Genomic DNA, 7,817 nt, shown 5'->3' with positions numbered 1-7,817 from the left:
TCAGTAGGGTAAGTGAAAAATAACACGGTTGAAGGCAAATTGACCAGCATCTGTATAGGCGAAGCAGGCATTGTCGATGAGCCAATATGGGAATTATTGAATAGCCTCTCCTCCAGACCTTGAGGAGCCCTCACCTCATATTTACACAAGACAGCTCACTCACTGAAAGCCTTCAATCGATTTCAATGGTTCAGTTGGATCTTGACAACGAAGTGGGCAGAGTTGCTTCTGCTAAATATAGTCATTCCGTCCTGTTTTAAGTGATACTCAGCACAACTGGCAGGTAACCAGATGCTTAGTAGTCGTTTCCGTTGGCATCCTAAAAATACAATGCAGATGATTTTGTTGTGTCGTCTGCGAGCCTATTTCGCTTTAGTCTTTACCAAAAAACTCCCACAGTTCTCCCATTACAGCAGAGCAACTTTCCCCGATACTAAGCACCATGTTGAGACAGCGCGATATTGATGACAACAACTCACCATTCCGCAGTTATAAACCAGCTGGGTAAAACGCCCAAGCAAATGAATAATGGTATCGATTTAAGAATAAACACGACGGCATTGCGACGAATCCGATGCCGTTCTACAGAACAACTCAGCCGGAGAACACCGACATGACCAGACTGCCCGAAACCGTCATCCACCAATTCAGCCAACTGTTTGCTGTTATCGGCAAAGCCAGTGACGACCTGAAAATGGCCAGCGCGGAGGCCAGCATAGCCGGTAACTTTACGCTGGTTACCGCCAACATCGAGAATTGCCAGCAATTACTGGCTCTGGAAATGGAAATCAAAACCTGTCTGAACAATTTTGAAAATAAGTCCAAAGCTCAGCCGTTGGAAAAACCCTTCCATAAACGCTCCAGGCGCCGCACCAGGCAATCAGGCGGACGTTTGCGGGTTAGAATCGCCGGCAAAGTAATCGAAGAAGGCACTATCGCCGAAACCTTCGTCGAGACTCTGAAAGTCTTCGGATTGGATAAAGTCGCCAGGCTCAATAAAACGGTGACATCTATTCCGCTGATCGGTCGCCAACAGACCTCGGGATATCAGGCGCAAAGACAGTGCAACGGCTGGTACATCACCACCCACGTCAACAAACAAACCGCAACAACGGTGCTGGAAGAAATCGGCAGGGAATTGCATATGCCGGTGAAAATCGAGTTTGTCGATCGTTGAAAAACGACAGTTCTCATCGCACAGACCACAATACACCACGGCAGATAAACGAAAAGCCCTTCGTTTATCTATCGAACCCAGTAAAATCACAGACAAAAGCTACACAGGACGACGACATGACCCCAAACAACCCTCGCACACTGGCAGAACTTCAAGAACTGGCAACCGCTGGCGATGCCCAAGCGCATTTTGAACTGGCTGGATACTATGCCGGCGAAAACGATACCAATCTGGGATTGGAATGGCTGAATAAGGCTGCCGGACAAGGTCATAACGATGCCCAATTTGCGTTGGGTCTGTTTTACTTTCTGGGTTTAGATGATCAGCAAAAAGATCGAACTAAAAAATTCATAAATCAATACATTATGAGCTTCATGAGCTTCAAAAAAAATGAAATCGAATCGGCCCGCGAAATTGCATTCGATTTAGTGGTTAAAGTTAAATTAGGGGATGGAAAGGGTTCAAGAGATAGTAATGTTGAACTGGCTTTTGCTTGGTTTCAAAAAGCCGCTGCGCAAAATCATGTTGAGGCCAATGCATGGCTGGGCCAATGCTATCGAGATGGTATTGGCACTAAGCATAATGATGAAATGGCCTTCAATTGCTTCAGATTGGCTGCCGAGTACGGCTGGGCGGAAGCGCAATATGACTTGGCACGTTGTTATCTTGAAGGCAAAGGTGTGCACCAAAACGCCGCTCTGGGCAGGCAATGGTGCGAAAAGGCAGCAGAAAATGGCTTTGCAGAAGCTCAGTATCTATTAGCTCGCTGCTATTTAGATGGTGTAGGCGTGGCTCAAAATTTTGAGCAGAGCATTGTTTGGTTGAACAAAGCCTCACAAAGCGACGATTCCGTAATCGAAGATAAAATGATGACGAGGTTAGCCGAAGCACACGCAAAAGGAATATATGTTAAACAAAACGATACGCCTGACAATAATTTGTCACGCGGAGAAGCCTGCTACCAGGCGGCAATTGTGTACTTCGATGGCAGAGGCTTCGCTACGGATTATGAAAAGGGTATGACGTATTTGAGAGATGCTATCAAATGCGGTCATGCCGGAGCTAAGCAATGGCTGGAAAATGCCTTCCTGCAATTTACTTTTCCCGAGTTTATTGGCAGGGATGATGCAGAGCAATGCTATCAGTATGCTTATAACTGGCTCAGTAAAGCATTTGAAGAGAACCGGCTAGATCAAGAAGTCAACTTTGCTTTAGGTGTATTATTCGCACTTGGTAAAGGCACCACACAAAATCATGTCCGCGCATCTGAATATTTTTACAAATTCCACACAGGCGATGGCATTGATGATCCAAATCCCGATTATCCAGATGAGCTTGATGATTTCGCCAATATTTACTGTGCTATTCATGATGAAAATTGGAAAAACGGATGTTTTTATCCTGACGAAAGCTCAGGAAAATATTTCACAAGCCAGTTTCAGTCTAGCAGACAGAGAGAAGGAAACTACATTGTTTTGCCTTCTCTGGTTATGGATTTTTACCTTGAAAAATCAGAGTTTGATTTATTAAGGTCTTACGTAGGCTTTATCGAAAACTCAAAAAAAATTTTCGAGCAGCAATCCACGCAGAAGCAGCTCATAAAAATTATTTTCAAGGTAACACAGCAAGAGGAAGAAATTGAGAGAAAAAACGAGCAGCTTCAGCTAGAAATTCAACAAAAGGAATTATTGCAAACAAAAATGCAAAAACTGGTTGAGCAATTTACTCATACTCTGGGTAATGTGATATTCCCCGATACGATATATCAAGTTGCCGAGCGTTTAAAAACCAATCCAGAATGTCGCAAAGACGTTTTGCTACTGAATGAAGCTTACCATTCAGAAATTATCATCAAGCTGCAAGGTGATTTATTACGTCAACGCCATGCTAATGCTAACCCGGATAAGTTTATTGGTCTTATTAGGTCATGTCGTCGGACACCTGATAGTGGAGATAAAACCAAGTCTATCGCGGATATTTTGGATTATGCGGCCAGTCGGGTAACCGCACGTTTTATCAACCAGCATAACGCCAGTCTTGGTAGCATTCGTGACAAAATTCTGTCTCGCAAAAATGTGAGTCTTGAAGCCTTGAAACAGAAATTTGAGGATGACATTTTACTCAATCGATCGCTGGGATCAGTTGAATGGATTAACCAGAATCTCCGACCCTTTAAGGTTGTTGAAAGCAGTCCAATCTGGCAAAAGGTCTGCATTCTTGCCGAAAGCCATGCCGAAGCGCTATTGTTCGGCCATTTTTCAGAGGTCTTGTTCAACGCTTTTAAGTATGCAGATCACTCAGCCGACGAATTTTTAACGGTGGTATTCGATGAAACTGTCATCGACGGCATAACCTATTTAGCATGCAGTTGGCAGAATCCGCTAGGCAGTAAAGCCTCAAACAGCCTTGGAACCGGAAAAGGTCTTGATGCCATTCAAGAGGACTTAGAGCAACTGAACAAAAGTCAAAGCCAGTCAAACAGCTTGGTAATCGCGCAAGACTGCCAACAATTTCAAGTAACAATGTTTTTTAAAAAAGACTTGTTGATCGACGAGGTGCAAGTCCCAAAGATCAAAAGAAAAGGGGGATCGGAGTAAGTCATGTTAAACATATTGTGGGTTGAAGATGAGTATACGGAACAGAAACAAAGGCAATGGTTCAAAGATCGCTGTGTTGCAGTTGAAACAAGTTTTGATGCGGCCGAAAAGGCCATAAATTCTGATTTAAATAAGTATGATGTAGTTGTTCTTGATATTAATCTCGAGAATTCAGAGCATTCTAAAAACATAAAAGAATATGCTAAGGATTATAAATCAGTTCATGATTTCTTAGAAAAGTGTGGCATGAACCTTTACTTTATGTTGCTGGAAAATGGATTTCCAAAAGAACGGATTTTTTTTCTTACTGCGAATGCTAATGAAACCACAAGTCAGATTAATAACCTTAGACAGGCTTTTGACCGTGGCGATGACGATAAATTTCTAAAAATATTAATTAGCATCACCAGCAGTTTTGGTGATGAAGAGAAAAAAAACGCTTATGAACTTATTAGTCATCCGGACGGTTATGACGAAAGTGATATTAACTCATTATGCGACTATCTTAGCGCTTATTTTAATAAGCTGAATAATAGTGAAGGGAAAAACACTTATGAAATACTACGTGAGACTGCCAATAATTGTCGCATTAAAGTACCTGAAGTTTGGGTTAAAGGCACAAATCAACTTGATATTGGATTAAAAAAGCTAGAAGAAAATAAGTATTTGGTTTTACGACGCGGAGTTATCGAAGGCTGTCAATATGCCACCACATTGATGAAGGATAATATTTACTTCAATAAATACACTCTTGAAAATGAGTCTATCCAAGAAGAAGACATACAAAATTACTTTGAAATATTAAAACACCTTTTGCCCATGCGGGAACCTATAGACAAATGGTCGCTTTATAAACTTTTTATTCGAACCTTATCGCACGAATGGGAAGCTGCAAAAAGTATAAAAATAGATAAGGAAAAAAAAGATGCTGTTTTGGCTTGGGTAATGCGTAATACAAGACACTGGATAACTCATAATTCAAATCTATTTACTGAAGTGGATGAAAATCTAATTGCCTATTTGTTTATTGTTAACATGCGTGTCATGTTCAATTTTAACGAGGACGCCGTTCAGGATTATGAGAAAACTTTACTTAAATTGTTTGGTAATGAGGCATTAGATGAGAACGAATTTTTAGCTAAAAAAGCCCCAGTAAGAGATTCTTATATCGAACTGAAAATACTTGTCAAAAATGACAATAAAGATAATGAATCAGAACAAAATATAAGGGACGATTATTATTTTTACAAATTGACAAATAATATACAGCAGAGCAATTCCTCACTTCGCCACGACAAAAAGCTGTTCATAAAATTGTTATATCAAACATTCTGGCTTACAACGTCTAATCCGCTTTCCAGCACAAAAGGCTATGATGATTTATTGGACATAAGATTTTATGATTTTAATTATCAGAGTAAGGCTTATCTTTTCCAGCTGGCAAGACACATCTACCACCGCAGTTTCCCGGAGGCCTAGCCTATGAACCGTACTACTTTATATATTCGTCCAGTGCTGCTGGCAGATGTTATTGCCGATGCTGAGGCAAATGTACAGTAAGGATTATTGTTAGCTGTCAATGTAATATTCAGCGCAAGCAGGATTCTCCTCCGAATATCACAATTTTAACGTCAACCATGCCCAGAGATTTACTTAAAACCCTTATTGCCGAACTGCCGCGTTATTCAGAAGAAGAAGGTGATTTCTACAGCGTCGAGCGCAGTCATTTATTTGTTGTGCTGTGCGAACGGAACGGTGTCAATCATGCTGTCGCCGAAAATACCGTCAATTTGTGCGAATGCCTGCTGGATAGCTTATCGTTGTTGCAGAGTGATGATCTGGCGAAAGGTGTCTGGAGTTTCGTGTCATTTCCGGCTCAATTACTGGCAACGTCGGTAATGACAGCAATGAGCGATGGTGACTCCCGCTTGTTTGCCACTAATTTCTGGAATACCCGGGACATAAGCTTCGACCGAAAAGACCAGCAGCGCGATGTATTGAGGTATATCGAACAGGCTCGTTTCGAACATCATTCCGGCAAACAAGCGCAACCGATCCGTTATTGCTATGTGGCCTGGAGCATCATCAAGCTCGACGGCAAAATTCTGTTCTATCAACGCGAGGACACCCAAAAGCGTTTCGATAAGGCGGCGGGTGATTATGGTCTGGTCGGCGGACGAGCCAACCAGAATGATGTATCCGGTGTGACCGATAAGGTCGAGCTGCTGAAAGCGCTTCAGTCGTCTAATTCTCCGGTTATTAAAAACGCCTTGCCAGAAACCCTGAAGCGCGAATTGCGCGAAGAAGCCGGCTTGCTGTTTGAAACTCATTACAACTTCAAGCTCTGGCGTAGTTTGCAACCGTATCGACAAGTTCAAGGTGCGGCGCCGAATCATGCCTTGACCGAGTATTATTTGGATATTTTTAATATCGAACTGACGCTGGATGGCTATTTATATTTACAGCAACGCGTGAATAGCGATCCGCGACTGGCTTGGTTTTCACTTGCCGACATCGAGCGTGGCGAAACCACGGACGACAAAATTCCATACATCAAGGCACTGTATGACGAGTTTTCCGGCAATCATACGACGTTGATCGCCGAGTTATCGGCATTGCCGGACAGCTTTATTCCTGGATATTTATCGGATAAGGAAAAATACGGGATTACCCTGCCTATTGATCCCCAAAAACCGGTGGCCGCAGGTGTACTGGGCAAGGAAAAGCCGGTGGATATAGCATTAACCCCTCGGCAATTGACGTTGATTCTTGGTTTGGCGGCGCACTTGCGTGGCTTTGAATTTGCTGAGCTTGAAAAAAATATCGTTTTACATCCTCATGGCTGGATAGAAGTGGGCGAACAATCAGCAATCCGTCCAGAGTTGATGGAAATGGCAACCTTTCTAGAAGGCAGCGATTTGGTGATGGAAAATCGCCGGGATCGTTTGTTCCGGTTGTCGATCAGGCCCAGCATGCTCTTCTTTGCCGATGAGTTATTTTCATTTATGGCTGCGAACGATGATCTGCAAGGTAAAGAAAGCATGGTGCCTATTTTTATAGGCAGACAAGGGTTTGCTACGGCTTTGGGTTTTGTAAAAGACAAAATCGAACGCTTTGAATTGACACGCGGTTTTGCTATGCGAATGAAAATTTTGGCCGACGGCGACTTTACCATTCACGATACAGACGCAGTGAGTATCGAATATAATTATAAAAAAGGGCTGCATAAGGACCCGAAATTCAAGGCATTGGGTTTTAGAAATTTGATTCGACAGGATGGCAAAGACATTCGGTTTGTAGTGCCATATATTTGCAAATGAACTATCGCATGATATGTGTAAGAACGTGAGTGATAGTCGGGAAGTAATTTTCGATAAATGGCTGGTGTTAAATGGTGATCAGCTGTTCATTGGAAGTTGATGACAGACTCTTTCTGGCACTTATGCAAAGCTTTGCATAAGTGCCATTATGTGAAGTTTCCTTTTATGCACATTAGCTTGGTGCCGATTGTTTTAAGCTTGCAATCAGTGGTTTTTGCAAGGCATCTTGCCTGAAAGGCTGGACATAAATTCTGCAGTTATCTGAAGTGGACATTCCTTAGTCCATTTCTGGAGACTGCCATGAAATCAACAACTATTCACCTTTCGCCTGCTACTCAGCGCTGGTTGCGCAATAGTCCGGTCACACCCTACGTGTAGCAGCCTGCAAATATAAACCACAGGGCCTGCAAACAGCCATTTTTTCGGCCCGGATTAGCTGCCAATAGCCGATGCGTTCGACCCGAATTAAATGAGAATAGACCGGCATTATTTGCCAACAGCCTGCAAACATCGCTCAGGGCCCACATTATATGCCAATAAGAAAAACAGACTTTCCAATGAAAGCAGCCATTGGAAATTAGTACATTTTCAGTTATTTGGCCTGCCGTAGTGTGTCAAAAACTGCTATTCAAGACTGATGCTTAAGCTATCTGTAGCGGCCCGATAACATAAACCACAGGAACTGATTACATCCGTTTTTCGGGATCCCATTAACTGAGAATG

The 7,817-nt window shown here is 42.6% G+C and carries 4 protein-coding genes; all 4 read left to right on the top strand.

Annotation, left to right across the window (positions count from 1 at the left end; all coding sequences use genetic code 11):
• Positions 1 to 613 precede the first annotated feature (613 nt).
• The 4 genes from EK22_RS21475 (at position 614) to EK22_RS21460 (ending at position 7,094) form a co-directional block, all read left to right on the top strand.
• Entirely contained in the window at positions 614 to 1,177 is a 564-nt protein-coding gene (locus EK22_RS21475) for a hypothetical protein (protein WP_036254292.1), read from the top strand.
• 116 nt (positions 1,178 to 1,293) lie between these two features.
• Positions 1,294 to 3,774 carry an SEL1-like repeat protein gene (locus EK22_RS21470; protein WP_152565183.1) on the top strand — a complete coding sequence of 827 codons (2,481 nt, stop codon included), beginning with the start codon at positions 1,294 to 1,296 and terminating at the stop codon, positions 3,772 to 3,774.
• 3 nt (positions 3,775 to 3,777) lie between these two features.
• Entirely contained in the window at positions 3,778 to 5,253 is a 1,476-nt protein-coding gene (locus EK22_RS21465) for a hypothetical protein (RefSeq protein WP_036254286.1), read from the top strand.
• 158 nt (positions 5,254 to 5,411) lie between these two features.
• Entirely contained in the window at positions 5,412 to 7,094 is a 1,683-nt protein-coding gene (locus EK22_RS21460; protein WP_036254284.1) for a hypothetical protein, read from the top strand.
• Positions 7,095 to 7,817: the final 723 nt, after the last annotated feature.

The sequence above is a fragment of the Methylobacter sp. BBA5.1 genome (genome assembly GCF_000746145.1).
Taxonomy (GTDB): Bacteria; Pseudomonadota; Gammaproteobacteria; order Methylococcales; family Methylomonadaceae; genus Methylobacter; species Methylobacter marinus.
The sequence above is the reverse complement of the archived record's forward strand: the minus strand, read 5'-3'. Positions and strand labels throughout refer to the sequence as shown.